The organism is Trueperaceae bacterium, assembly GCA_036381035.1.
Lineage (GTDB): Bacteria > Deinococcota > Deinococci > Deinococcales > Trueperaceae > DASRWD01.
The window spans coordinates 40,806-64,068 of sequence record DASVDQ010000099.1; the positions used below are offsets into that span (position 1 = coordinate 40,806).

19 protein-coding genes are annotated in these 23,263 nt (G+C 73.9%); 13 read left to right on the forward strand and 6 right to left on the reverse strand.

Annotation, left to right across the window (positions count from 1 at the left end):
- The first annotated feature begins 67 nt into the window (after positions 1–67).
- Positions 68–1,426: an MFS transporter gene (locus VF202_11450; protein ID HEX7040725.1), complete on the forward strand. Its 1,359-nt coding sequence runs from the start codon at positions 68–70 to the stop codon at positions 1,424–1,426.
- A gap of 11 nt (positions 1,427–1,437) precedes the next feature.
- On the opposite strand, the gene VF202_11455 is transcribed toward VF202_11450, so the two are convergent.
- Positions 1,438–2,145 (reverse strand): DUF6483 family protein, encoded by a 708-nt coding sequence (locus VF202_11455; protein HEX7040726.1) that lies wholly within the window; start codon positions 2,143–2,145, stop codon positions 1,438–1,440.
- 175 nt (positions 2,146–2,320) lie between these two features.
- On the opposite strand from VF202_11455, the gene VF202_11460 reads away from it, so the two are divergent.
- From VF202_11460 to VF202_11470, 3 genes are all read left to right on the forward strand, one after another.
- Positions 2,321–3,271: an ABC transporter permease gene (locus tag VF202_11460; GenBank protein HEX7040727.1), complete on the forward strand. Its 951-nt coding sequence runs from the start codon at positions 2,321–2,323 to the stop codon at positions 3,269–3,271.
- Positions 3,264–4,151, forward strand: coding sequence for an ABC transporter permease (locus VF202_11465; protein HEX7040728.1), 888 nt, complete (start codon positions 3,264–3,266; stop codon positions 4,149–4,151). Before VF202_11460 ends, VF202_11465 begins: the two co-directional genes overlap by 8 nt.
- Positions 4,152–4,246: 95 nt before the next feature.
- Positions 4,247–5,776, forward strand: coding sequence for an ABC transporter substrate-binding protein (locus VF202_11470; GenBank protein HEX7040729.1), 1,530 nt, complete (start codon positions 4,247–4,249; stop codon positions 5,774–5,776).
- 170 nt (positions 5,777–5,946) lie between these two features.
- On the opposite strand, the gene VF202_11475 is transcribed toward VF202_11470, so the two are convergent.
- Together VF202_11475 and VF202_11480 are read right to left on the reverse strand one after the other, a co-directional pair.
- A complete protein-coding gene (locus tag VF202_11475) occupies positions 5,947–6,225 on the reverse strand; it encodes a DUF4242 domain-containing protein (protein ID HEX7040730.1) in 279 nt (92 codons plus the stop codon).
- 73 nt (positions 6,226–6,298) lie between these two features.
- Positions 6,299–8,914, reverse strand: coding sequence for an AAA family ATPase (locus tag VF202_11480; GenBank protein HEX7040731.1), 2,616 nt, complete (start codon positions 8,912–8,914; stop codon positions 6,299–6,301).
- A gap of 184 nt (positions 8,915–9,098) precedes the next feature.
- On the opposite strand from VF202_11480, the gene VF202_11485 reads away from it, so the two are divergent.
- The 3 genes from VF202_11485 (at position 9,099) to VF202_11495 (ending at position 12,386) form a co-directional block, all read left to right on the forward strand.
- Positions 9,099–10,430: a glycine betaine/L-proline ABC transporter ATP-binding protein gene (locus VF202_11485; GenBank protein HEX7040732.1), complete on the forward strand. Its 1,332-nt coding sequence runs from the start codon at positions 9,099–9,101 to the stop codon at positions 10,428–10,430.
- Positions 10,423–11,262 (forward strand): proline/glycine betaine ABC transporter permease, encoded by an 840-nt coding sequence (locus VF202_11490; protein ID HEX7040733.1) that lies wholly within the window; start codon positions 10,423–10,425, stop codon positions 11,260–11,262. The genes VF202_11485 and VF202_11490 overlap by 8 nt, the downstream gene beginning before the upstream one ends.
- A 332-nt stretch (positions 11,263–11,594) precedes the next feature.
- Positions 11,595–12,386, forward strand: a complete 792-nt coding sequence (locus tag VF202_11495; protein HEX7040734.1) for a glycine betaine ABC transporter substrate-binding protein — start codon at positions 11,595–11,597, stop codon at positions 12,384–12,386.
- Positions 12,387–12,477: 91 nt separating this feature from the next.
- Here VF202_11495 and VF202_11500 read toward each other — a convergent pair whose 3' ends face one another.
- Positions 12,478–12,990: a YetF domain-containing protein gene (locus VF202_11500; protein HEX7040735.1), complete on the reverse strand. Its 513-nt coding sequence runs from the start codon at positions 12,988–12,990 to the stop codon at positions 12,478–12,480.
- Between the two features lie 116 nt (positions 12,991–13,106).
- Here VF202_11500 and modA point away from each other — a divergent pair, with 116 nt between their 5' ends.
- The gene (gene modA / locus VF202_11505; protein ID HEX7040736.1) at positions 13,107–13,883 is read left to right on the forward strand and encodes a molybdate ABC transporter substrate-binding protein; all 777 of its coding nucleotides are present in this window, start codon (positions 13,107–13,109) and stop codon (positions 13,881–13,883) included.
- 9 nt (positions 13,884–13,892) lie between these two features.
- Complete coding sequence (locus VF202_11510) at positions 13,893–14,690, forward strand: ABC transporter permease (protein ID HEX7040737.1); 798 nt, start codon at positions 13,893–13,895, stop codon at positions 14,688–14,690.
- 56 nt (positions 14,691–14,746) lie between these two features.
- Here the strand turns inward: VF202_11510 and VF202_11515 are convergent, their stop codons facing one another.
- Complete coding sequence (locus tag VF202_11515; protein HEX7040738.1) at positions 14,747–16,237, reverse strand: aminotransferase class III-fold pyridoxal phosphate-dependent enzyme; 1,491 nt, start codon at positions 16,235–16,237, stop codon at positions 14,747–14,749.
- Complete coding sequence (locus tag VF202_11520) at positions 16,234–18,594, reverse strand: sialate O-acetylesterase (GenBank protein ID HEX7040739.1); 2,361 nt, start codon at positions 18,592–18,594, stop codon at positions 16,234–16,236. The genes VF202_11515 and VF202_11520 overlap by 4 nt, the downstream gene beginning before the upstream one ends.
- Before the next feature lie 351 nt (positions 18,595–18,945).
- Here VF202_11520 and VF202_11525 point away from each other — a divergent pair, with 351 nt between their 5' ends.
- From VF202_11525 to VF202_11540, 4 genes are all read left to right on the forward strand, one after another.
- The gene (locus tag VF202_11525) at positions 18,946–20,274 is read left to right on the forward strand and encodes a hypothetical protein (GenBank protein ID HEX7040740.1); all 1,329 of its coding nucleotides are present in this window, start codon (positions 18,946–18,948) and stop codon (positions 20,272–20,274) included.
- A 167-nt stretch (positions 20,275–20,441) separates the two neighbouring features.
- Positions 20,442–21,104, forward strand: a complete 663-nt coding sequence (locus tag VF202_11530; protein HEX7040741.1) for an acyltransferase — start codon at positions 20,442–20,444, stop codon at positions 21,102–21,104.
- A gap of 10 nt (positions 21,105–21,114) precedes the next feature.
- Positions 21,115–22,047 carry a glycosyltransferase gene (locus VF202_11535; protein ID HEX7040742.1) on the forward strand — a complete coding sequence of 311 codons (933 nt, stop codon included), beginning with the start codon at positions 21,115–21,117 and terminating at the stop codon, positions 22,045–22,047.
- Positions 22,044–23,243, forward strand: coding sequence for a glycosyltransferase family 4 protein (locus VF202_11540; GenBank protein ID HEX7040743.1), 1,200 nt, complete (start codon positions 22,044–22,046; stop codon positions 23,241–23,243). The genes VF202_11535 and VF202_11540 overlap by 4 nt, the downstream gene beginning before the upstream one ends.
- Positions 23,244–23,263 lie beyond the last annotated feature (20 nt).

A 23,263-nucleotide genomic window follows, 5' to 3' on the forward strand; every position in this document is an offset into this window, starting at 1 on the left:
CTCGGGGAGGGTCCGTCGCGCCCCTCCGGCACCGCCGCGGGGTCGCCGCCGCGGTTAGAGTCGCCTGGTGCTCCGCGACGGCCGGCTCCAGCTGTTCCTCGTGTGGGTGGCGGCGTACGTGCTGTCGTACTTCTACCGGTCGGCGAACGCCGTCATCGCCGGCGACCTGCGGGACGACGTGGGCCTCGACGCCGAGCAGCTCGGCCTGATGACGAGCCTCTTCTTCCTGGCCTTCGCCGCCGTGCAGCTCCCGCTCGGCGGAGCGCTCGACAGGTGGGGGAGCCGCCGCGTCGTGCCGGTCATGCTCCTCGCGGGCGCCGCCGGCTCGGCGACCTTCGGGCTCGCCGACGGCTTCCTGCCCCTGGCGGTCGGCCGCGCGCTCCTTGGCGTCGGGTTCGCCGGCGTGCTGATGGGCGCGGTCAAGGCGTTCGCGGCGTGGTTCCCGCCCGGAGCCTTCGCGACGGTCTCGGGCCTGTTCGTGGCGATCGGCTCGGCCGGGGCGCTGATGGCGGGCACGCCGCTGGCGCTGCTCGCCGGCGCGTTCGGCTGGCGCGCCGTGTTCGCTTGGGGCGGCGCCGTCGTGCTGGCGGCCGCGGCCGCGATCGCCCTGCTGACCAGGGACGCCCCGCCGGCTGCCGGGCCGGGAGAGCGCGCCGCCGGGCGGCCGGCGGGCTCGGGGGCCGGTGCGTCCCTACGAGCGGGCCTCGAGGCGACCGGGCCAGAGCGCGTCGCCGACGGCGGCGAGATCGCTCCTGGAGCGGCGAAGGCGGCGTCCGCCGGCCTCGTCGGCGTCCTGCGCGACCACCGCTTCTGGCGCATCTCGTTCGTGAACCTGGGGCTCGTCGGCGCCGTGCTGGCCGTGCAGGGCCTGTGGGCCGGGCCCTACCTCGCCGACGTCTACGGCCTCCCGCCCGTGGCCGTCGGCAACCTGCTGGTGGCGCTGGGCATAGGCGTCGTCGCGGGCAACGCCGTCACCGGCTGGCTGGCCGACACCTTAGGCCGGTACGCGACCGTGCTCCTCGCCGGCGTGCTGGCGGCCGCCGCGAACCTGGTGCTGGCGGCGGCCCCGCCGGGGCTGTCGCAGGCGGCGCTGGGCGCCGCGTACCTGGCGCTGGGCTACTCGGGCTCGTTCTTCGCCGTGCTGCTGGGGCACGTCAGGGAGCTGGCCGCGCCCGGGGCGCTCGGGCGCGCCATCACGGCCGTGAACTTCTTCGGCATCGCCGGCGCGATGGCGCTGCAGTGGCTGATGGGCGCGATCGTCGAGGGCGGTGCCGCGGTCGGCGGCTACGGGGCGGCGGCGTACCGGCCCGCCTTCCTGCTCACCGCCGGCCTGGCCGTCGTCTCCACGCTCCTCTACCTGCCGGTGGCCGGGGGGCGCAGGGCGGCGCGCGGGAGGCGGACCCCGGCCGCGGCCGAGCCGGGCTGAGCCCCGGGGGGTCAGGCGCCCCGCAGCGCCCCGAGACGCGCCTCGACGTCCGCCCGTCCCTCGCCCAGCTCCGCGCGCGGCAGCCCCCCGGCGGCCAGCTCGGCGTCGTCCCTCAGCTCCAGGTCGGCGTAGAGCCGGCCGGCGACGCGCCCCACGTCGGCGGCGTCGCCGCCCCGCTCCTCGACCTCGTCGAGCCAGTCGAAGAGCGCGTCCTCGGCGTGGGCGTAACGGCGCAGCGCGAGCCAGAACCAGACGAGGCGCTCCCGCGTCGCGGGGCTCAACGAGCCCGCGGGCGCGAGGGCGAGGAGGCGCTCGACGCGGTCCGGCAGGTCGGGCTCGCCGAGCTCCTCGATGCCGGCCTCGAGCGCCATGTCGAGGGCGCGCGACCGCAGCGAGACCACGAGTGGGTCGTCCGCCCCGGCGCCGAGGGCGTGCTCGAGCTCAGCCTCGGTCTCGAGCAGGGCCGAGAGTAGGTAGGCGCGCTCGCCGTCGACGTAGCCGGCGGAGCCGATCACGGCCAGGAGGTCGTCGGTGGAGAGGCGGGAGACGAGCTCGGCGCTGGTGCCGAGGAAGCGGCGGTAGACGTCGTCGAGCTCGGCGCGCAGCTCTTCGGCCTCGACGTCGCCGACCTCGAGGTCCGCGGAGCGGGAGGTGAGCCGCAGGAACGCCGCCGCGAGCTGGCGGATCACGCGCTCGATGAGCTCGTCGCGTACCGGCACCCCGGCAGGTTACGCCCGCGCGCGCCGGCGCGCCAGCCGGTGGGGCGCGCGCCGCGACGGACGCCGGTCTGCTCGGCTAGCTCCCCGTCAACGGGCCGGGTGCCGCGCAGCCTCGGCCTCGTCGACGGGCACCGATGGGGCACTCCCGGCCCCGCTGATACGATTGGCGCCACTCATGCTCGGCTACGTCGGCCGGCGCTGCCTGCTGGCCCTACCCACGCTCTTCGGCGTCGCGCTCATCGTCTTCGCCCTCATGCGCTCGGTGCCCGGCGACGTCGTCACGAACCTCGTCGGGCTCCAGGGCAACGTCTCCCAGGAGCGCCTGGCCGAGCTGCGGCGGATGTTCGGCCTCGACCTGCCCGTGCACGTGCAGTTCGGCCAGTGGGCCGGCGCCGCGGTCCGCGGCGACCTCGGCAGCTCGCTGCGCACGGGTAGGCCCGTGGCCCTCGACCTGGCGCTGCGCTTCCCCGTGACGCTCGAGCTGACGGTCCTCAGCCTCGTCGTCGCCCTGGCCATCGCCCTGCCGGTGGGGGTGCTGGCCGCGCTGAACCGCGGGCGCTGGGCCGACCACCTCGGCTCGGTGTTCGCGCTCCTGGGCCTCAGCATCCCCGGGTTCTTCCTCGGCATCCTGCTGATCCTGCTGTTCTCCCTGCGCCTCGGCTGGCTGCCGCCCGCCGGCTACGTCCCCCTCGCCGAGGGGCCGCTGGCGAACCTGCGGCACATGATCATGCCCGCCCTGTCGCTGGGGCTGATCCTCGCGGCCGCCACGGCGCGCATCGTGCGCTCGACGCTGCTAGAGGTGCTCGGCCTCGACTTCGTCCGCACCGCCCGCGCCAAGGGCCTCGCGGAGCGGGCCGTCGTGCTGCGGCACGCGCTGCGCACGGCCCTCATACCCGTCGTCACCGTCGTGGGGCTGCAGTTCGGGCAGCTCCTCGGCGGGGCCGTGATCATCGAACAGGTGTTCAGCCTGCCCGGAGTGGGGCGCTTCGCGCTCGAGGGCATCAACCTGCGCGACTACCCCGTCGTGCAGGGCGCCGTGCTGCTGATCGCCGCGTCGTTCGTGGTCGTGAACCTGCTCGTGGACGTCCTCTACGCGCTCATCGACCCGCGGGTCCGCTATGACTGAGAGCGCCGCCACGCTCGGCGAGCGACCCGAAGCGACCTCGTCGCGGCGCCGCCGGCCCTACCGCGTCGCGCTGGCCGGGACTGGCGGCCTGGGCGCGGCGATCGTCGCCGTGGCCGCGCTGGCCGCGGTGTTCGCGCCCTGGGTGGCGCCGTACGACCCGGTCGCGCTCGACCCGCCGGCGCGCCTCCTGGGGCCGACGCGCGAGCACCTGCTCGGCACGGACCAGTACGGGCGCGACACGCTGTCCCGCATCGTCTACGGCGGACGCAGCTCGCTCTCCGTGGCGGCGGCCTCCACGCTCTTCGCGCTCGTCGTCGGCGGCACGCTCGGCGTCCTGGCCGCCTACTACCGCGGCTGGGTCGACGGGCTCATCATGCGCGTCACCGACGTCCTGCTCTCGTTCCCGGCGATCCTCCTCGCGATCGCGCTGCTGGCGTTCCTCGGCCCCGGGTTCGTGAACCTGGTGCTGGCGATAGGCCTCGTCTACGTGGGGCCCTTCGCGCGCGTGGCGCGCGGCGCCGTGCTGACGGTGCGCGAGGAGCTGTTCGTCGAGGCCAGCCGCTCCCTGGGCAGCCGCGACTGGCGCGTGATGCTGGGCACGGTCCTGCCGGCGGCCGCGGCGCCGCTGATCGTCGAGGTCACGCTGCGCCTCGCCTACGGCATCCTGGCCGAGGCCTCGCTCTCGTTCCTCGGCCTCGGCACGCAGCCGCCGGCGGCGAGCTGGGGCCTGATGGTCGCCGAGGGGCGGCGGTTCCTCTCGCTCTCGCCGTGGGCGACGGTGGCGCCCGGTCTGGCCATCATGGTCGTCGTGCTCGGCTTCAACCTCTTCGGCGACGCGCTGCGCGACGCCCTCGACCCGCGGACGAGGACGCGCGGCTGACGGCGGCTAGCGCGACCGCGCGGCCGGCCGTCGCGGACGCGGGCGCGCGGCTGGAGTATCGTCGGCCGGTAGCTGACACTCGGAGGAGGTCCCGCATGGCTCGCCGCCTGATGGCCCTGTTACTCGTCGCGACCGCCGGACTGGCGCTCGCCCAGCAACCGAAGTACGGCGGAACGCTGATCGCCGGCATGCAGACGGACCCCGTGGGCCTCGACCCCCACATCACGAACGCCACCTCCACGCGGAACATGCTCGAGAACGTCTACGACACGCTGGTGATGTTCGACTCGTCCCTGCAGATCGTCCCAGGCCTCGCCGAGTCGTGGGAGGTGTCGGACGACGGGCTCACCTGGACGTTCCACCTGCGCCAGGGCGTGACGTTCCACGACGGCGACCCGCTGCAGGCGTCGGACGTCGTGTTCTCGATCAACAGGATCAAGGACCCTGCCGTCGCCTCGCCGCGCGCCGACGACTTCGCCGTCGTCGCCGACATCCAGGCCCCCGACGACAGCACCGTGGTCATGACGCTCTCCGAGCCGTTCAGCCCGCTGCTCTCGAAGCTGGCCGCCAGCCTCAACGTGATCGTCTCCGAGGACGTGGTGAAGGCCAACGGCGACCTGCAGAACGTGGTCGTGGGCACGGGGCCCTTCAGGTTCGTGGAGTACGTGCCGCAGACGAGGCTGGTGCTGGAGCGGAACCCCGACTACTGGGGCGCGGACGAGAGCGGCAACCAGCTCCCGTACCTCGACGGCATCGTCTTCCAGTTCTACCCGGACCCCACCGCGCGCACCACGGCCATCCAGACCGGCAACGCCGACTTCATCGAGTACGTGCCCTCGGCCGACGTGGAGGTCCTGCAGGCCGACCCCAACGTCGAGGTCGTCGGCGGCCTCTCGGCGAACTTCCGCAGCATCTACTTCAACGTCGAGCGTCCCCCGTTCGACGACGTGAACGTGCGCCGCGCGATCGCCTACGCGATCGACGAGCAGGCGATCGTCGACCTGGCGCTCTTCGGCACCGGCGGCGTCCCGGCGACCGGCACGACGATCCCGGCCTCGAACTACTACGGCATCAGCGACAGCCCCTACGTCGGCCGCGACCTCGAGGCGGCGCGCGCCGCCCTGGCCGAGTCGGCCTACCCGGACGGCTTCGAGTTCGACCTCTACGTCACGAGCACGTACGACTTCCTGCGCACCCCCGCCGAGGTGATCCAGGCGAACCTGGCGGACATCGGCATCACGGCGAACATCGTCGCCGAGGACTGGTCGATCTACCTGCCGAAGGCGCTGGAGGGGGACTTCGCGGCCACGATCCTCGGCGAGTCGGGCCAGAGCGACCCGGACGACTTCCTCTTCAACGTCTTCTACACGGACAACGGCGGGAACCTCGGCAACTTCAGCGACGCCGAGCTCGACGCGCTGCTCGAGGAGGGCCGCAGGGTCGCCGACCAGGAGGCGAGGCGCGAGGTCTACCGGCAGGCGCAGGAGCGGATCCTCGAGCTCGTCCCGCACGTGTTCCTGTTCCACTCCTCGCAGTTCGAGGCGCTGCGCAGCGACGTGAAGGGCTTCGAGCACTTCCCGAACACCAGCTACCTCGGCCTGCGCACGACCTGGCTCGACCGCTGAGCGGCTGAGCGTCGCAGAGGCGGAGAGGAGGCGCCCGCCGACCGAGCGAAGATCGGCTGGCGCCTCGCCGTCGAGGCAACGGGTCTCACTGGACCCCGGCGCGGCGGCGGCCGTCCGCGGGCACGCGTCAGCGGCTCGGCGCCGTGCGGCCGCCGCCGGCCGGGGTCGCCTCAGCCGTTCGCGGTCTCCGGGCCGATGACCTCCGCGATCACGGTCACTGAGTCGCAGGGGAAGCCGCCGCGGCGGGCGTGCTCGCGGACGATGTCGGGGTCCGCGGTCTCGTGCACGCAGTAGATCTTGTCCCCCGCCACGTAGCTATGCAGCCAGCGGTACGGCACGCCGAGGTCTGCCACGACCCGGTTCGACGTGCGGGCGATCTCCCGCAGCTGCTCCTGGCTCAGCTCGCCGGCACCCGGCAGCGTCCGCTCGATGATGAAAGTGGGCATCATGGGCTCCCTTCCGACCTCTACGGTCGGCCCGATCCTGCGGCGGCGCGGGGCCGCGCGGCATCGGGGGAACCCCCTAGCTTGAGGCCGGCGGGAGGTCCTCGCCCCCCGGCACCAGCCCGAGGCCGACGGCGGTGGCGACGGCCCGCGCCCGGTTCGGGGCGCCGAGCTTGGCCAGCACGGCCGACACGTGGTGCTCGGCGGTCTTCTCGGTGATGTCGAGACGCTGGGCGATCTCGGCGTTCGTCAGCCCGGCGACCATGAGCTCGAGGACCTCGACCTGGCGCGGCGTGAGCTGGGCGGGGTTCCGCCTGGTGACGCGGCGCGGTCCGCGCGGCAGATGGGAGAGGCCGAGCTGCCGCATGCGCGCCGCGAGCCGAGCGGCGGCGGGAGCGGCGCCGAGGCGCCTGAACTCGACCAGCGCCTCGCGCATCGCGTCCTCGTCGCCGTGCGCCAGGGCGAACGCGCGCTCGTAGGGGCAGCCGATCTCGCCCCACAGCCGGGCCGAGCGGCGCCAGTCGCCGCGCACGAGGGCGGCGAACGGCTCGGCCGAGCCCGGCAGCGGCTCCGCCATGGCGCCGGCCTGCCACGACCACAGCGACACCTCGCCGCGCGCCCACGGGCTGTCGGCGTCGGTGACCTGCGGCATCACGGGAGCGAGCAGCTCCGGGATCTCCGCCTCGCGGCCCTCGAGCCAGGCGAGCTCGGCCAGGCCGCAGTAGGGGGACCACAGGTACTGCATGGCGGCCCTCGGGCTGACGGCCAGCGCCTGCCGCAGCACCTCTTCGGCCCCGGCCTCGCCGCGGCGCACCATGGTCCTCCCCTTGGCGCCCAGCGCGGTGATCGGCCCGATGATGCCGTGGCCGGGGCGCGGCGGCACGCGGTCGGCGAGCCGCACGGCCTCGTCGTACGCGCCGCGCTCGAACGCCACGCGGGCCCGCCAGGCCACGCCGTAGGCCAGCGCCGAGTCGTCGTCGGTGTCTGAGGCGGACGCGACCATCGCGGCCAGCGCCTCCTCGGCCTCGTCGTAGAGCCTCGCCTCGCCGGCGCCCGAGCCCAGCATCCAGGTGGCCAGCCGGGAGACGTCGGGAGCGCCCACGCGCTCGCCGATGCCGTGGGCCTCGCGCAGCAGTCCCACGGCGCGCCGTGCGTCGCCCATCACGATCTCGGTGGTGCCGAGCATGATCATCGTCCGGCCCTCGAGGCGCGCGTCGCCCAGGCGCCGCGCCATCTCCAGCGCCGCTTCCGCCGCGGCGACGGCGGGTCGGTAGTGGCGCTGGAGCATCGAGACCATGGCGGCCTGGTCGTAGGCGCGGGCCTTGGCGAGGCTGTCGGGGAGGTCCCGGAGCAGCTTCAGGCACTCGCCGATGGGCCCGGCCACCTGGTCGTCGAGGCCGGCGCGGAAGCGCGCGTGGCCGAGCTGGCCCAAGGCGAGCGCGAGCTCCTCGGGGTCGCCGAGCTCTCGCCTCAGCCCCACCGCCCTCTCGCTGGCCGTGAGGGCCTCGGCGTGGAGGTCGAGCACGTGCAGCTCGTACGCCAGCTCCGCCCACAGCGCCGCCGCGGTGGGCCGGTCGAGGTGCTGCTCGCGCTCGAGCGCCAGCCTGAGGAACTGCGCCGCCTCGCGGTGGGCGCCGCGCTCGGCCGCCTGGCGCGCCGCCAGCGGCGCGAAGCGGACGAAGAGGTCCCAGGCGTGCGCCCTGGCGGCATGGTGGGCGAGCCGGGCCAGGTCGTCCGGCTGGCTCCGCTGCAGCAGGTCGACCATCGCCCGGTGCCACGCGAACTGGCGACCGAGGGGCGTGACGGCCTCGATAGCGCCGCGGGCCAGCTCGTGCCTGAACCTCAGGTGGCCGCGCTCGGCGAGCAGGACGCCTGCGGCCACCGCCTCGTCGGCCGCCGACGGCTCGGCCTGCGCCACCTCGAGCGCGACCGTCAGCTCCAGCGAGCGCGGCGCGGTGGCGACGACCTCGACGACGCGCCTGGCGCTGTCTCCGAGCCGCGCCGCGCGCGCCAGCACGGCCTCTCTCACGGTCCGTGGCACCTCCTCGCCGGAGGCGAGCACCTCGGTGACGTAGAAGGCGTTGCCGTCGGTGGCGCGGTGGACCCGCGCCGCCCGGGCGGCGTCGCCGCCCGCCAGCTCCGTCACGGCCTCGAGGCTGAGCGGCGGCACCGACAGCAGGCGCACGGAGGGCCGCGCGGTCAGCTCGCCTATGACCGGCCGCGCCGGGTGCCGGGGGCCCACCTCGTCGTCGCGGTAGGTGGCCACGACCAAGGAGGGGAGCCCCGCGATGCGGCGTCCGATGAACCGCAGGAAGTCGAGCGTGCCCTCGTCGGCCCAGTGGACGTCTTCGATCACGAGGACGAGAGGGACGTCGGAGTCGGCCATCCGGCGCTGGATGGCCGTGAACAGCTCGTAGGGCTCGGCCGAGGCGGCGAACGTGGCGGAGAGGTGAGAGCGGGGGTCGACCGCGATGTCGACGAGGGGGCTCAGGGGGCGCGGGGTCGTGAGCGGGTCGCAGCCGCCGAACAGCACGTGCGCGCGCTGGCCGTGACGGTGCCCGAACTCGGTGACGACCGCCGTCTTGCCGGCCCCGGCCTCCGCGCCGAGGAGCACCAGCGAACCGCGGCCGCCCACGGCGGCGCGCAGCCGCGTGCCCAGCTCGTCAAGCAGGCCCTCGCGTTCCAGGAGCGGCACCCGGGCGGCACCCCCCTTCCGGTTCGTGTGCTGTGACCATACTGCTCCGCGCCGGCCGGCCCGTCTCCCTCCGTGTTGTAGGGTGACGGGGTCCGCGCACAGGCAGGCCGCTCACGGGGCTCGTGCGCGGCGCGCCTAGAAGAGCCGCTCACTGTCCCTTGACCCCGACCGCTACGGAGACGACATGACGACCGCACAGCGACGAGACGCCCCAGCTCCCCCCGACGGCCAAAGCCGAGAGACGACCAAGATCGCGGTGCGGGGCCTCTACAAGGTCTTCGGCCCCGAACCCGCCCGCGCCATCGCGGCGCTCGAGCGGGGCGCGACCAAGGCCGAGGTGCAGACGCGCCTCGGCCACGCCGTCGGCGTCGCCGACGTGAACCTGGACATCGAGGCGGGGGAGACCTTCGTGCTCATGGGCCTCTCTGGCAGCGGCAAGTCGACGCTGCTCAGGCTCCTCAACCGGCTGCACGAGCCCACCCGCGGCAGCGTCGTCGTCGACGGCGTCGACATCACGCGGCTGTCCCGGCGGGAGCTCCTGGAGTTCCGGCGCGAGAGGTTCAGCGGCATGGTCTTCCAGCAGTTCGCGATCCTGCCGCATCGCACCGTGCTCGACAACGTCGCCTACGGCCTCGAGGTCCAGGGCGTGCCGAGGACCGAGCGGCGGGCGCGCGCCGAGCGGGCGATAGAGCTCGTGGGCCTCGCCGGCTGGGAGGGCAGCTACCCTCACCAGCTCTCGGGCGGCATGCAGCAGCGCGTGGGCCTGGCCCGCGCGCTCGCCGTGGACGCCGACGTCCTGCTGATGGACGAGGCCTTCAGCGCCCTCGACCCGCTGATCAGGCGCGAGATGCAGGACGAGCTCATAGACCTGCAGGCGCGCATGAGGAAGACGATCGTCTTCGTCACTCACGACCTCGACGAGGCCCTGCGCCTCGGCGACCGCGTCGCGATCATGAAGGACGCGCGCGTGGTCCAGGTGGGGACGCCGGAGGAGGTCATCACCGCGCCGGCGGACGACTACGTGGCCGCGTTCGTGGAGGGCGTCGACCGCAGCGGCGTCCTCACCGCCGGGTCGATCATGCAGCCGGTGCGCGAGGTGGTGCGCCTCCGCGACGGACCGCAGACGGCCCTCAACAAGATGCGCCGCTCCGGCCTCTCCGGCGTGCTCGTCGTCGACGGCGAGCGAAGGGTGCTCGGCTACCTGACCTCGGAGCGCATCGTCGCGGCGCTGCGCGAGGGCGGCGTGACCCAGGAGCGCATCCACGGCGACCTCATGGAGGACGCGCCCACCGTGTCCACGGACACCCCCCTCAGCGACGTCATGCCGCTCGCCTCGGAGGGCTCGTTCCCCATAGCGGTCGTCGACGAGGACGGGCGCCTGCGCGGCGTGGTCGTCAAGGGCGCGATCCTGGCGGCGCTGGCGCGACCCTCGGGGGCCGAGAGGGACCGGGCAGCCGGCGCGCCGCCGCCGGCCCAGGCGCCGACCGAGCCGAGGACGGAGGCCCGCGGTGCCTGACTTCCGCGTGCCCATACGCGACTGGGTGTCGGCCGCCGTCGACTTCCTGCGCGACGCCCTGGGCCCGCTCTTCGACGGCTTCGCCGACGGCGTCGACGCCCTCATCGGCGGCCTGCTGGCGGCGCTCCAGTGGGCCCCGGTGCCCGTCGCGATCGCGTTCTTCGCCGGGCTCGCGGCTCTGCTGGCCGGCTGGCGCGTCGGTCTGTTCGCGGTCGCCGGGCTCTTCGTGGTGGCCAACGTAGGTCTCTGGCGTCCGTTCCTGGAGACGCTGGCGCTGGTGCTCGCCGCGCAGGTGCTGATCCTCGCCGTGGGCGTCCCTCTGGGGATCCTGGCGGCCCGCAGCGACGCCGTGGACGGCGTGCTCAAGCCCGTCCTCGACTTCATGCAGACGATGCCAGCCTTCGTCTACCTGATCCCTGCCGTGATGTTCTTCGGGATCGGCGTCGTGCCGGGCGTCGTGGCCACCTTCGTGTTCGCGATCCCGCCGCTGGTGCGCCTCGTGAGCCTCGGCATCAGGCAGGTGCCCGCGGACCTCATCGAGGCCGCCGACGCCTTCGGGTCCACGAGCTGGCAGCGCCTCGTCAAGGTCGAGATGCCGGTGGCGCGGCCCAGCATCATGGCCGGCGTCAACCAGTCGATAATGCTCAACCTCTCGATGGTCGTCATCGCCGGGATGATCGGCGCGCGCGGCCTGGGGGCCGAGGTGCTGCGGGGCATCCAGCGGCTGAACGTGGGCCAGGGGTTCGAGGCCGGCTTGGCCGTGGTCATCATGGCGATCGTCCTAGACCGCGTCACCGCCTCGGTGGGACGGCGCCGCGCCCGCGACGCCTGAGAGCCGCCCCTGCCGCCCGGCCGGCGGCCGGCGCTGACCCCGGTCGGCCGCCGCTGACCCGCCGCGGCAGGGGAGCGTCCGCCGCCCACGCGGGACAGCGGGGCGGCGCAGTGCGCGCAGCAGCACTGCCGCGGCACCGAGGGTTGGCAGCCTCGGAGCGAGCGTGTTAGGTTCGGGACTAGCCGGTTGCGGCTTGTGGAAGTCAGCGTGCGTGCGTACGCTCGCGGAACGGTTCGTCGTTCCGTCGCCACCAAAGCCTCGAATTCATCGGGAGGTAACAGATGCGCAAGTGGTGCGCCGCCTTGGCGGCCTTGATGCTATGCGGTACCGCCTTGGCTCAGGACACGACCATCGACCTCGGCTACGTGCTGTGGGACTCCGAGATCGCCTCTACCCACGTGGTCGCCGCCGTGCTGATGGACGAGCTCGGGTACGACGTCGAGCTGACCTCGGTCGACGCCGGCCCCATGTGGACTGGCCTCGCCCAGGGCGACTTCGACGCGATCGTCGCCGCCTGGCTGCCCGCCACGCACGCCGCCTACTGGGAGCAGACGCAGGACAGCCTCACCGACCTCGGGGCGAACCTCGAGGGCGCCGACATCGGTTGGGCGGTCCCCACCTACGTGGAGATCGACAGCATCACGGAGCTCAACGACCACGCCGACACGTTCGGCGGCGAGATCGTCGGCATCGACCCGGGCGCGGGCCTCATGGCCGCCAGCGACAGGGCCCTCGACGTCTACGGCCTCTCGAACTTCGTGCTCCTCGACGGGTCCGACGCCGCCATGACCGCCGCGCTCGACCGCGCCTACAGCCGTGAGGAGCCGATCATCGTCACGAGCTGGCGTCCGCACTGGATGTGGGCCGCCTACGACCTCAAGTACCTCGAGGACCCGGAGGGCGTCTTCGGCGAGGCCGAGGAGATCCACACCATCGTCAACAGCGAGTGGGCCGAGAACGATGCCCCGGAGGACGTGCTCGCCTTCCTCGACAACTTCCACTGGACCGGCGAGCAGATGGGCGAGGTCATGCTGATGATCACGCAGCAGGGCATGGAGCCGCTCGAGGCGGCGCGCGCCTGGATCGCCGACAACCGCGACGTCGTGGAGGGCTGGCTGCAGTAGGCCGCCCGCACGGACGGGGGGCCGGCGCACGTGACGGGTGCCGGCCCCCGCCTCGACCGCTCCGGACGACCGCCTCGCGCTCCGGCGCCACCTACCTGTCCGGACCCGCCCCCGGCTCCGGGCCGTCCCCGCTCTCGAACTGGATGACGCTGAGCTGGCCGTCCACCTCGAGGATCGCCTGCTTCACCGTCGAGACGTCGTCGATGCCCTGCGCGCGCAGGCTGGCGGCCAGCTCTTCCGCGGTGAGACGCTCGCGGCGCATGTTCGCCCGCAGCGGCTTGCCCATGTGGACGACGAGGGTCGGGGTGTCGCGCGTCAGGCGTCGCCAGCTCGGGAACCTGAACTCCCACAGGTCGATCAGGTAGCTCCACATGATGACCACCACGGCCATCAGCAGGTAGTCGAGCATCGAGCTCGAGCCGCCGCCGATCGCGTCGGTCGTCAGGCCGCCGATGATCACGAGGGCGATGAAGTCGTTCGGCGAGATGTTGCCGAGGTGCCGCTTGGGGATCACGCGCAGCACGACGACGATGGCCAAGTAGGCCACCGTGCCACGCAGGACGATCTCCCACAGCGGCTTCTCGAAGGCGAAGACGGTGTCCATCGTTCCGCTCCTCCCGTCGACGGAGCGGGCCGCGCCGCTCGTGGCGCCGCGGCTGGACCGAGCCGGCCACGGCCGGCCGCTCCGCACGCGCGTGCGTAGGGGACTAGTTTGGGAGCGTGAGGCGCCTCCTGTCGGTACTCGCCGTCGCGGTGCCCGTGCTCGCGGCGGCGCTGCTGCTCTCGCCGCGCCGGGACGGCGCGGGCCGGCGGGAGCTGACGGTCTTCGCCGCCTCGAGCCTCGAGGAGGCGTTCACCAAGCTGGCCGCGAGGTTCGAGGAGCGGGAGCCCGGCGTGGACGTGAGGCTGCAGCTCGCGGGCTCCTCGACCCTCGCGCTCCAGATCGTCGAGGGCGCCGAGGCAGGCGTGTTCGCCTCCGCCGACGCGGCGCAGGTCGAGCGCGTCGCTTCCGCCGTCGACGGCTACGGTCTCGGGCGCGTCTTCGCCACGAGCCGCCTGGTCGTCGCTCTCGCGCCGGGTTCGGGCTTGCGCGCCGTCGAGGACCTCGGCCGCCCCGGCGTGAGGCTGGTCCTGGCCGGGCCCGAGGTGCCGGCGGGCCGGTACGCGCGCGAGGCGCTCGCCGAGGTGGCTGCCGGGATGCCAGGCGGCGAGGGTTGGCTGGCCAGGGTCCAAGCGAACGTCGCCTCCGAGGAGCAGAACGTGCGGCTCGTCGCCGCGAAGGTGGCGGTGGGCGGCGCCGACGCCGGCATCGTCTACGCGACCGACGCCGCCTCGTTCCCGGGACTCGAGACGGCGGCCATCGACGCGTCCGTGACGCCGACCTACGTGGTGACGGACCGGGCGGGCGACCGGGCGGCCGAGAGGTTCGTGGCGCTGCTCATGTCAGAGGAGGGAGCGGCCGTCCTGCGCGGCTACGGCTTCTCGCCGGCGCGGTAGCGTGCGCCCGTGAGCCGCGGTCGACCGCGCGTCGAGGTGCTGGCGGCGGGGGTGCTCCTCGCCGCCTACCTCTCGCTCCCGACGCTGGCGATCGCCGTGCGCGCCTTGGGCGCGCCCCGCGCCGCGCTGGTATCGCCCGCCGTCCTCGACGCGCTGCGCCTCAGCGTGGCCACCAGCTCGCTGGCCATGGCCCTGGTGGTCGCGCTCGGGACGCCGCTCGCCTACCTGCTGGCGCGCCACGACTTCCGCGGGCGCAGGCTCCTCGACGCCGTGGTCGACCTGCCTCTGGTGCTGCCGCCCGTGATCGCCGGTCTCGGCCTGCTGCTGGTGTTCGGCAGGCGCGGACCCGTCGGGGCGGCGCTGGAGGCGGCGGGGCTGGGCGTCGCGTTCACGACCGCCGCGGTGGTGATGGCGCAGGTCTTCGTCGCCACCCCGTACTACGTGCGTACGCTCAAGGTCGGGCTCGCCGCCGTGCCGCGCGAGGTCGAGGCGGCGGCGCTGACCGACGGAGCGGGTCGCTGGCTCGCCTTCTGGAGCGTGACGCTGCCCGTGGCCCTCCCCGCCGCGACAGAGGGGCTGGTCCTGGCGTGGTCGCGCGCGCTGGCCGAGTTCGGGGCCACCCTGGTGTTCGCCGGCAGCCTCATCGGCCGCACCCGCACCCTGCCCCTCGCCACCTACGCGGCGCTGGAGAGCGGCGTCGAGGAGTCCGTGGCGCTGGCCCTCGTGCTCACCGTGCTCTCGCTGGCCCTGTTCGCCCTGTCCCGCGCGGCGCTGCGGGCGCCGGGGGCCGCGCCAGGGCGGGGGTGACGTCGTCCCCGCGACGCGCGCGGGGAGGTGGACCCGCGCCCCCGTGAAGCGGTCGGCTAGGCCAGCACCTTCAGCGCCGCGTCGAGCCCCTCGAACCCGAAGGACAGGTCCTCGCGCGAGATCGTGAGGGGCGGCGAGACGATGAGCACGTTGTAGCGTCCGAAGGCGTAGACGCCGCGCTCGCGCAGCGCCGCCGTGAGCTTGCCGATGGGAGCGTTGTCCCCGCCGTACCACGGCACGAGCGGCTCGCGCGTGGCGCGGTCCTTGACGAGCTCGATGCCGAAGAACGCGCCGACCCCGCGCACGTCGCCGACCACGGGGTGGCGCTCCTTGAGCGTCTCGAGGCCGTCGCGGATCACGGGCTCGAGCTCCCGTGCGCGCCGGAACAGGCCCTCCTGGCGCATCGCCGTCACGGTCGCGAGGCCGGCGGCCATCGCCAGCGGGTGGCCAGAGTAGGTGTGGCCGCACATCAGCACGTTGTCGTCGAAGTGCTCGGCCAGCGACTCGCGCACGAGCACGCCGCCGAGAGGCACGTACGCCGAGGCGACGCCCTTGGCGAAGACGATCATGTCGGGCGTGACCTCGAAGCGCTGCGCCGCGAACGTCTCGCCGGTGCGGCCGAAGCCCGTCATGACCTCGTCGAACACCAGCACGATGCCGTGGCGGGCGGTGATGTCGCGCAGGCCCTTGAGGTAGCCCTCGGGGTAGACGACCACGCCGTTCGAACCGACCACGGGCTCGATCACGAGGGCGGCGATGTTCTTGGCGCCCTCGAACGTGATCACGTCCTCGAGGTGCTGCAGCGCGCGCCGCGTCTCCTCGGCCGGGTCGTCGGTGAAGAACGGCGAGTTGAACGGGTAGGGCGCGAAGAAGCGCACCACGCCCGGCATGCCCGGCTCGTTCGGCCAGCGCCTGTCCTCGCCGGTGAGGCTGCCGGCGCCCGGCGCCGAGCCGTGGAACGACCGGTATGCCACCAGCACCTTGTGCCGGCCGGTGATCATGCGCGACATCTTGACCGCGTCCTCGTTGCCCTCGCCGCCGTTGGCCGTGAAGAAGACGCGCGCGCCCTCGTCCCAGGGCGAGACCTCGGAGAGCAGCGCCGCGAAGTCGCTGCGCACGTCGTTCATCAGCGAGGGCGCGGCGTAGAGGAGGCGCTCGGCCTGGCGCTTGATCGCGTCGACGACGGCGGGGTGGCCGTGCCCGAGGTTCACGGCGACGAGGCCCGCCGAGAGGTCGAGGTAGCGCTTGCCGTCCTCGTCGTAGAGGTACGAGCCCTGGCCCCGCGTGATCGTCGGCGTGTTGACCGCCGACTGCTTGCTCCACGGGGTGAGCACGTGCTTGTGGGTGCGGCTGGTGGCGGTAGGCGACATGCTGACTGCCTCCCTCGCTGCGCCGGTCTGCCGGCGTCGCTGTGGCTCGGCTGGCAGAGTACTCCTTCCGGAACGGGCCCGGCCGCCCTCGCCTCGCGGACGCGGAGCGTCCCGGACGCCCTCGGTGTCGGGCGATGACCGGCGCCGCCGGCCCGCGCGGCGGCTGCCCGGCCTCAGCCCACCCGCAGCGGACCGAAGCTCGGCAGCGGCAGGCCGGAGTCGGCGCCGCGGATCACGTCCTCGAGGTACTCCGAGGTGGCCGTCGGCTCGTGCGGCCTCATGTAGCGCAGGTAGACGTCGCCGGCCGGGTTCGACGCCAGCGTGATCACGACCTTGCGGGCGTCGGAGGCGTGGCGCTCCACGTTCGCGATGGCCAGCTCGTTGCTGCTGCCGTACGAGCTGGAGTAGTCGGAGCCGCCGTCGGGCGGGCCGTCCCAGGCCGTGAAGTAGCCCGAGTAGGCCGCCGGTCCGCTCACCTGGGGCGGCGTCACCTCCCGGTCGAACGTCAGCGTCACCGTGGTCCCGGAGCGCGTGAGCGAGACGAGGCGCGGGCCGGTGCCGTCGACGTCCCAGCCCAGCACGTGCTCCTGGTAGGCCAGGGCGACGCGTCTGGCGAGCACCTGCTGCCCCTCGGCGCTGAGGTGGATCCTGTCGAACCGCGGCAGGTCGTGCGTCACCACCATGTGCGCGCCCTGCACCCCGCCCTCGAGGCCGGAGCTCGGGAGCAGGTGGGGGGTGCCGAGGAAGGCGCCCTCCTCGAGCCGCCGCTGGCGCTCGGCGATGTCGTGCGACTTGAGCTGCTCGACGTAGGCGTCGGTCGGGCTCTCCGCGCCGAAGCAGCAGCCGTAGGCCGCGAGCTGGGCGTAGATGATCACGGGGTCCACGGCGCCCGTCGCGCCCGCGAGCGTCGCCCGCATCGCCTCGAACACGCTCGCCGTGTAGCCCGCGTAGTCCTCCCGGAGGTCGAGGGTCGAGTTGTCCGACTCGCCCTGGTACCAGAACACGGCGCTCACCGGCCCGCCCTCCGGCTCCTGGTCCCCGACGGGGTCGTCGCGGAGGCCGGCCGACAGCAGCGCCCGGTACATCGCGCTGCCGTAGAGCGTGTCGCGGTCGGTGCCGGCGAGGTCGGCGGGCCCGAGGTACCAGCCGACGTTCGTGATGGGCCGCGGCGTCATGCGGCTGCCGCCGAGGGCGGCGGGTATCAGGTAGGCGGCGCGACCGGTGCCCGTCACGCCGGCGTCCTCGTCCCCCACCGCGAGGAGCCGGCCGAGGGACGTGCCCGCCGAGGTGCCAGGGTCGGCGTCCTCGCTGACCACGTCGAGCTGGCCCGTCGGGTCGTCCAGCGGCTCGGTGGCCGGTCGCCACCTGTAGTCGTTCCCGAGCATGCGCACGGTCGGGAAGGCGTCGCCGTCCTGCAGCTCGGCGGGGACGTCCCTGTCCCAGCCCACGGCGTTCGACTGGCCGGCGACGAGGACCGCGACGTTGCCCACGAGGACCTGGGTCTCGGCGTCCCCGGCGACGACCCGGAGGGTACCGAGGGCGTCGTTCGGGTCGGTCGTCAGCGTCCACAGCGCCGACTGGCCCTCGATGGGCCAGCTCACCTGGCCGACGAAGCCGCTGCCGTTGAGGTTCACGCCGAAGAACGCGAGCCCCGAGAGCGGGGCGTTGCCGGCGTTGCCCACGAGCACCGGCGCGCCGGCGCGCAACCGCGCGTAGCCCAGGAGCGGGGGTTTGGCCACCGGCGCGGCCTCCGCGTCGGGGAAGGCGGCCTTCACGAACGCCTGGCGCACGTCGGCCTCGTCGTAGACGCAGTCGCCGGTGAGGTCGGCGTGGAAGAGCTCGTGGGGGTCGCCGCCGGCGAGGCCTTCCTCGGCGATGGCCGTGTGGATCAGCACCACGTCGCGTAGGTCGACGTCGCCGCCGGCGTCGATGTCGCCGAGCGGGTAGGAGGCCAGCTCGGCCGGGTAGTCGGACGAGAGGCAGGCAGAGGTGGCGTCGGCGTCGGGCTCCAGCTCCGGTAGGCCGTCGTGCAGGTCCACGGGCTCGTCGGAGCCGTCCTCAGCGAAGCCGCCGAGCGCGACCGCGCCGGGGACGTCGGAGCCGTCGGGACCGTAGGCGGAGGACCCGGTCACCGCGGGCGGCGCGGCGTCGGGCGGCGAGGACCAATGGAGCGTGAGCAGGTGGCCCGACCCGGCCTCGTAGGAGAACCAGTGGACGCTCACCCTTCCGGCACCGTCGTCGCGAGCGGCCGCGATGGCGGCTGCGTCGGCCACGGTGAGCCCCCGGAACGTCGCCTCCTCGGGGTCGTAGGCGACCGTGACGACGAGCGCCGAGACCGCGTCCTGTGCTTCGAGATGCTGCGCCAGCCACTGGCTGCCGGGCGGTGGCGGCGGGGGAGGCGGGGGCTCGGGCGGCGGTGGGAACAGCGTGTCGCAAGACGCGAGCAGGAGGGCTACCGCGAGCGCCGCCAGGGCGCCCGGCCCGGGCCGCCCACCGACGAGCGACCGGCGCGTCCTCTCGCTGACCGTCCGCAACGGTGAAGGCTCTCCCACCGGCCCTCCTCCTAGGGCCGGCGCCAGCGGCGGCCGGGCCCCCGCGCGACCGTGTTCGCGCGCTGCCGTGCATCGTGTCAGCGGAAGATGTGAGCCGCGTGACGGCGGCAGCACGCTCCGCCACGCGACCGGCCGGAGGGGCTGCCATGCGCCTCTCATCTGGCCAGCGGTTTCTCATCTTCCTGCTAGTACCCTCGCACTACTCGTACGAGATCGCCTGCCCGGCTCCGTGGGGGACCGCGGATGCCGTTGGCAGCGCGAAGTGGCGATCGCAGCGGTGCCCGGCCGGGTCGGGCGCGAGGCCAGTAGTCCGGCGTACCAGAAGGAGACGACGTGCAGAGACTTCGATTGGTAGCCATCTTCACGGCGCTGGCGGTCGTCGTGGCGGCCTGTGGCGAGCCGATACCACCGGCCGAGACGCACACGCTCACGGTGAACGTGGGCGGCGACGGCACGGGATCGGTGAGGTTCGACGCTGCCGACGGCGAGAACGCGGCCGGCGCCAGCGAGCACGAGGCGGGCACGGAGGTGACCCTCGTCGCCGCGCCCGGCGACGACAGCGTCTTCGGCGGCTGGGGCGGCGCCTGCTCCGGCGCGGACCCGCAGTGCGTGGTCACGATGGACGCGGACAAGACGGTGACCGCGACGTTCACCGCGGAGCCGCAGGTGCCGGCCGAGGTGCAGCTCAACGTGGACTTCACGGGCAGCACCGGCGGCGGGACGATCGAACAGGCCGAGCTCGGCATCGCCTGCACGTTCGCGCCCGGCGCGGGCGCCACGGGCGCGTGCGGTCCCGTCACGGCCTCGACCTCGACCGCCTACACCTTCACCGCCACCCCGGCCACCGACATGGAGTTCGCTGGCTGGGCCGGCGACGCCGACGCCGCCTGTGACGACGCCAACACCACCTGCGCGGTGACGCCGGACCAGGACCCCTTCGTCGTCGTCGCCGTCTTCAGCGACCCCAACGCCGGGGCACCGGTCTCCGGCTCCGTGGCGATCGCCGGAACCCAAGACGACGGCTTCGAGTGGCGGGCCGACGCGAGCGGCGCGACGGGCGTCCCGGCCGACGTGGAGGGCAACACCTACAACGAACTGCGGCAGATCGGCCTCTCGTACCTGTTCCGCTACGGCGTCGAGGTCGTCTCGGGCTTCGCCTTCCGCGACCTCGAGATACCGCGGGGCGCCACGGTCCAGGAGGCCTACATCCAGTTCACGAGCATCGTGCGCGAGAACGGCTCGGGCCCGTCCGGCTCGTACGACCCCAGCGACGGCCAGCCGGTCACGCTGAAGATAAACGTCGAGGACTCGCTGGACCCGGCGCCGATCCCCTCGCGGGACCCCGGTCCGCCGTTCCCCAACAACCTCAGCAGCCGCACCCTCGTGCCCGACGCCACTGTCGACTGGGACGTCCCCGACTGGGCGGACCACGGCGAGGCGGGCCCGGCGCAGCAGACGCCGGACCTCTCGGCCCTGCTCCAGAAGCTGGTCGACAAGGGCGGCTGGACGCAGGGCGACAGCGACGTGATGTTCATCGTCTCGAACGCGGACGACTCGCCGGAGACCGGGTGGCGCCAGGTCGCCGACTTCTCCGAGACCGACGGCGACCCGGGAGAGTTCGCGGCGGTGCTGCACTACTCGTACACGCTCCCCGGACCGTAGCGAGTCGCGGTCACCGGCGGGAGGTGCCCCGTGCGCTGCGGGGCACCTCCGCCCCTCGGGCCCCGAAGGGTCGCGTGCCGCCGTACCAGCCGGTGCGTGCCGGCGCCGCGCGCGCCAGCGGGGCGGCCGTCGCGGACAGGGGAACGCCGCTGACCTACCATGGGCGGATGCGACGCGGCTTCGGCTCGGCCATCGCCCGGCGGCTCGGCGCCCCCGGGCGCCGCGTGCGGCGCTGGTGGGACCGCCGCACCATGCCGCGCTTCGCCAGCGTCGGGCCGGGGTTCGTGATGCGGCAGCCCCGCAGCGTCGTGGGCGCCGACCGCATCCACGTCGGCCGCGACGTGAAGCTCGGTCCCGGCAGCGAGCTGAAGGCGAACGTGCGCTACCCGGGAGGCTGGATGCGCCACCCGCTCGGGGAGCACGTCGAGCAGCGCTTCGAGCCCGTGATCCGCATCGGCGACCGCGTGACGGCCACGGCCGCGCTGCAGGTCGTCGCGTTCCGGGAGGTCGTCATCGAGGACGACGTCATGTTCGCCTCCAACGTCTTCGTCGCCGACGGCACGCACGCCACCACGAGCGGGGAGGTCCCGTACAAGTACCAGGGCATCGCGCCGGTGGCCCCGGTCCGCATCGGACGCGGCGCCTGGCTCGGTCAGAACGTGGTCGTGCTGCCCGGCGTGACGATCGGCGAGCTGGCGGTCGTGGGCGCCAACAGCGTCGTCACGCGGGACGTCCCGCCCCGCACCGTCGTGGCCGGCGTGCCGGCCCGGCCCGTGAAGACCTGGGACGAGGCGAGCGGCGCCTGGCGCCCCGCCGACTCAAGGGGGTGAAGCGAGCCTGGTGAGCCCACCGCTGGTCACGATCGGCATCCCGACGTACAACAGGGCGCGCGGCTACCTCCGCGAGGCGCTGGCGTCGGCGCTGGCGCAGACCTACGAGCGCGTCGAGGTCGTCGTGGCCGACAACTGCTCGGAGGACGACACCGCCGAGGTGGTGGCCGAGGTCGGCGCCGGCCGCGTCAGGTACCACAGGCACGAGAGGAACCTGGGCGCGCAGGCGAACTTCAACTCGCTCCTCGAGCTCGCCGCGGGCGACCACTTCGTGCTGCTGCACGACGACGACCTGATCGACGCCGACTTCGTCGCCACCTGTGTCGCGGCCATGGGGGAGAGGCGGCCGGGCCTGGTGCGGACGGGCACCCGCGTGATCGGCGAGGACGGCCGCGTCGTGTACCAGCGCCTGAACCAGGCCCCCGGCACCGACGTCCGCGGCCTCGTCGAGGCCTGGTTCGCGAACCGCACCTCGTTCTACCTCTGCAGCACGATGTTCGACACGGCGGTGCTGCGCGGCGTCGGCGGCTTCGACACGCCGCGCGCCCTGTTCAACGACGTGGCCGCCTACGTTCGCGTCGCCGCCGCGGCCGGGACCGTCGAGGTCCCCGACGTCAAGGCGACGTTCCGGATGCACCAGGACAGCGCCGGCAAGGCCGCGAAGGTGAGGGCGTGGGCCGAGGACGCCGCCTACGTCGTCGAGCTGATGACGGACCTGGTGTCGCCCTCGGCGGCGCTGCCGGACACCGCCTTCGCCGCGCGGGCCAGGGAGTACTTCTGCGGCAACTGCTACCACCGGGCCAGCCGCATCGCCGACCCGCGCGCCCGGCGCGAGGCGATGGCGGCGGTGCACGAGGCCCTCGGCTGCACGCCGCCGTGGCGCTACGAGCTCGAGCGCCTCGCGCTGCGCGTGCGGCGCCGCCTGGGGCCCCGGCCCGCTTGAGCGGCGCCGCGCCCCGCGCCCGCTACCGGGTGGCGTTCCTCACGCCGGAGTACCCGACCGAGCTGACCGGCGAGGGCGGCGTGGGCAGCTACGTCCACAAGACCGCGCACCTCCTCGCGCGGGACGGCCACGACTGCACGGTGTTCGTCACCAGCGACGCCGACGAGAGGCTGCGCGACGGCGACGTCGCGGTCGTGCGGGTGGCCCGCAGCCGCTCTTCCGCGCTGCGGGGGCTCGCCTGGCTGCTGCGGCGCCTCGACCGCGCCTCCGGCTACCTGCCCGCCTACGTCGCGAACGCGCGGCGGCTGGCCGCGGCTCTCGAGGCGGAGCACGAGCGCGCGCCCTTCGACCTCGTGCAGTCGGCGAACCTGCGGTTGGCGGGCCTGTTCGTGCGTCGGCGGGAGGGCCGGCGGCACCTCGTGCGCATCAGCACCTCGCGGCTGCTCTACGAGCCCGCCTCCGGACGCCCCGTGACGCCTCTGGCGCGCCTCACCGAGCGCCTCGACGTGCTGGCCCAGCGCCGCGCCGACGCCTCCTACGCTCCCAGCAGGCTGCTGCAGCGCCACTTCGCCGACCGCTACGGGCTCGACGTGGGTCTCGTCTGGCCGCCTCTGCCCGTCGACGTCGCCGACCGCGGGGAGCCGCCGCCGCCGGGCCTGCCGGGGCGCTACCTCGTGCACTTCGGCTCCCTGGGGCGCCGCAAGGGCACCGACGTGGTCGCGGACGCGCTGCCCCTGGCCTGGGAGCGCGAGCCGGGGCTGCGCATGGTGTGGGCCGGCCCGCTGGCCGACGCGGCGCGCGAGCGCTACCGCGCCGCGTGGGGCGAGCGCGCCGAGCTGGTCACGCTGCTGGGCCCGCTCGCGAGGCGGCGCCTCTACGGCGTCGTGGCCGGGGCCGTCGCCAGCGTGCTGCCGTCGCTGATGGACAACCTGCCGAACACGGTCATCGAGAGCCTGGCGCTGGGCGTGCCGGTCGTCGGCACCGACGGCGCCAGCATCGACGAGCTGGTGAGGCACGGCGAGAGCGGGCTGCTCGTCCCGCCGGGCGACGCGCCGGCCTTGGCCGACGCCCTCGTCGAGGTGTGGCGCGGCCGGCCGTTCCCGCGCGTCTCTCCGCCGGAGGAGATGCTCCCTGAACGAGCCGTGAACGCCCTCCTGGCGTTCGCCGGCCTGGCGCCTGGTACCGGACTGGTATAGTCCCGGCGTAACGTTCTACC

Bases quoted from the DNA above. Each gene is read 5' to 3' on its own strand.
- VF202_11500 (HEX7040735.1), bottom strand. From the start codon at position 12,990: ATGGACACCGTCTTCGCCTTCGAGAAGCCGCTGTGGGAGATCGTCCTG.
- VF202_11475 (HEX7040730.1), bottom strand. From the start codon at position 6,225: ATGATGCCCACTTTCATCATCGAGCGGACGCTGCCGGGTGCCGGCGAG.
- VF202_11470 (HEX7040729.1), top strand. From the start codon at position 4,247: ATGGCTCGCCGCCTGATGGCCCTGTTACTCGTCGCGACCGCCGGACTG.
- VF202_11485 (HEX7040732.1), top strand. From the start codon at position 9,099: ATGACGACCGCACAGCGACGAGACGCCCCAGCTCCCCCCGACGGCCAA.
- VF202_11465 (HEX7040728.1), top strand. From the start codon at position 3,264: ATGACTGAGAGCGCCGCCACGCTCGGCGAGCGACCCGAAGCGACCTCG.
- VF202_11530 (HEX7040741.1), top strand. From the start codon at position 20,442: ATGCGACGCGGCTTCGGCTCGGCCATCGCCCGGCGGCTCGGCGCCCCC.
- VF202_11460 (HEX7040727.1), top strand. From the start codon at position 2,321: ATGCTCGGCTACGTCGGCCGGCGCTGCCTGCTGGCCCTACCCACGCTC.